The sequence below is a fragment of the Rickettsia australis str. Phillips genome (genome assembly GCF_000273745.1).
GTDB lineage: Bacteria > Pseudomonadota > Alphaproteobacteria > Rickettsiales > Rickettsiaceae > Rickettsia > Rickettsia australis.
The window spans coordinates 1-2,054 of the sequence record NZ_AKVZ01000056.1; the positions used below are offsets into that span (position 1 = coordinate 1).

Here is a 2,054-nt window from a genome sequence, read left to right on the forward strand (position 1 = left end):
CTGCAAGTGCTGCTTATGTTGTTGAGTGTAGCAATTATAGTTTTTTTAAAAAAATATGTGCCTAGTGGTATTATTTTCAGCAATAGTAGCAGGTGGTACTGCGTATTTAGTAACTACTGTCATTGTCAAATAAAAAGGGACCACTAAATTACGTGAAAAAGGGACCACTTTATTTAAATGTGTGATTTATAGACATAGTTACAATAAGGATGTAAGCTCAAATGTAATTTAGTTATAAAAAAATACCAGTATGGACTCTAAGATTAAACTACGTTTAAGTTGGGTTAAATTATATCAAGAGTCAGGTAATGCAGGGAAAGTTTGTAGTCACTATGGTATTTCAAGATCCACCTTACGTAAATGGTATAAACGTTATGAGTTATTGGGTGTTGAGGGTCTACATTCTTTAAGCAGGAAACCGCATACATTTCCTTTTCAGAAATTAAATGATATATCAGAACAACAAATACTAGTTTTAAGAAAAGAAAGAAAGTTAGGAGCAAGACGGATTCAGAACGAACTAAAACGTTTACATGGCATTTCCTTTTCTACTGCTACTATACATAAAGTCTTGCAAAAACATAATCTTGGGAGGATACTCTTAAAGAGGCATTATCGTAAGCAAGTAAAACGTTATAGTGCTAAAGTTCCAGGGGCAAGGATACAAATGGACGTGTGTAAGATAGCCAGTAATTTATATCAGTATACTGCCATAGATGATTGCACTAGATATAAGATATTAGCTTTATATAAAAGACGTACTGCAATAAATACAGTATCTTTTTTAGAGAAAGTATTAGAGCGTATGCCATTCCCAATACAACGTATTCAAACTGATAGAGGACAGGAGTTTTTTGCGTATATTGTACAAGATTATCTAAAAGAACATAAAATTAAATTCCGTCCGATTAAACCGTTGTCACCTCATCTAAATGGTAAGGTAGAAAGATCATAAAAGACTGATTTTAGATGAATTTTATAGTAGTGTTGATATACGGAGTATAGAATTACCAAAGCAATTACATAATTGGGAGCATTATTATAATCATAATAGGGGTCACACTTCTCTTGCTGGGAAAACACCTTGGGAAAAATATCAGGATCTTGAACCGTCTGTTCCTTCTATACAAGAAATTGAGAAAAATTATGATTCGTTACAAGAACCATTGATTATGCAAAATTATAAATATAATAAGGAACTAAAGAGCATTATTAAACATAAAAAGGCACTATCTGTATAATTAATTAGTCGCAAATTAAACAGACATCTTGGTTGTAACTATGTCTATAAATCACACAATTAAACTTCTCTTGTTCGCTTTTATTCAAAATATTCATTCTAGGCATAATAAAACCTAATTAACCTTGTTCTTAAAACGATCGTTTTGGAAACATGTAACAGACTCACAAAAGCCTAATGAAAATCTACACAAAAAATGTTTCAAAACATTGTTCTTATTTATATGTTTCGCTAATATAACAAAAAATCGTTTTAGGAATAAGAAAATATGCTCATCGGATACGCAAGAGTCTCAACGTTAGATCAAAACCCTAATCATCAAATTGATGCTCTTAATGAGGTAGGATGTAAAAAAATATTTACGGAAAAAATATCAGGTGTAAATAAGCAACGTATCCAATTACAGGCTGCTCTTGATTATATGAGGGAAGGCGATACACTTGTAGTCTGGAAATTATCCCGCCTTGCAAGATCGCTTACGCAAGTAATTAGTACTTTAAAAATCCTTGAAGAGAAGAAAATCGGTTTACAAGTAATCACTCAAAATATAGATACCTCAACACCCGAAGGGAGGCTTTTCTTTCATATGAATGCAGCATTCGACCAGTTTCAGCGGGAAATAATCGTAGAAAATACAAAAGCCGGGTTAAAATCTGCTCGTAAAAATGGTAGAATCGGTGGGAGACCTAAGTTTATGAGTGATGATAAAATGCGTACAGCAAAAGCTATGCTTAAAGACAATGAAAATTATCCGTTTATTTCTGATATTATAAAAACGCTAGGTATAGGCAGAACAACCTTCTATAGATATTTT

General features: G+C 32.4%; 1 protein-coding gene and 1 pseudogene. Both read left to right on the forward strand.

Annotated features, from left to right (window positions below; all coding sequences use genetic code 11):
• The first annotated feature begins 250 nt into the window (after positions 1–250).
• Positions 251–1,241 (forward strand): annotated as a pseudogene (locus A452_RS08900) (IS481 family transposase).
• 267 nt (positions 1,242–1,508) lie between these two features.
• On the forward strand, positions 1,509–2,054 hold a 546-nt coding region (locus tag A452_RS0107520; protein ID WP_017208732.1), incomplete at its 3' end, for a recombinase family protein.